Source organism: Streptomyces beijiangensis (assembly GCF_017315755.1).
Taxonomy (GTDB): Bacteria; Actinomycetota; Actinomycetes; order Streptomycetales; family Streptomycetaceae; genus Streptomyces; species Streptomyces beijiangensis.
The window spans coordinates 1-402 of the sequence record NZ_JAFLRJ010000779.1; the positions used below are offsets into that span (position 1 = coordinate 1).

The following is a 402-nucleotide window of genomic DNA, read 5'->3' on the forward strand; positions in this document are numbered from 1 at the left end:
CCAAGGACGCCGTCGCCGACCTGAAGCTCGCCTCCGGCTCCTCGGTCGTCGCGCTGATCAAGTCGACCGAGATCTCTCTCGCCACCGTCCGCTAGCGGGCGGCCAGCCGCTCCATCAGTGCGGCGGTGCGTGCCAGCGTCTCGCGCTCCTCGCCGGTGAGTTCGGCCTCGATGGCCCGCGCGGTCGGGCTGCTCATGGAACAGGGCCTGATCTCCCGCCGGGCGCACCCCACGGACGGCCGCAAGTCCCTGGTCGAGCTCTCCGACGCGGGGCGGGCCGCGCCCGAAGCGGAGCGCGGGCGCAGGGGCGGCTGGCCCGCGCAGGCCATCGAGGCCGAACTCACCCGCGAGGAGCGCGAGACGCTGGCACGCACCGCCGCACTGATGGAGCGGCCGGCCGCCC

2 pseudogenes are annotated in these 402 nt (G+C 75.1%); both read left to right on the top strand.

Annotated elements, in window-relative coordinates:
- Positions 1-95, top strand: a pseudogene (locus tag J0695_RS44640) (TOBE domain-containing protein); the annotation flags it as partial.
- Between the two features lie 66 nt (positions 96-161).
- Positions 162-402, top strand: a pseudogene (locus J0695_RS39035) (winged helix DNA-binding protein); the annotation flags it as partial.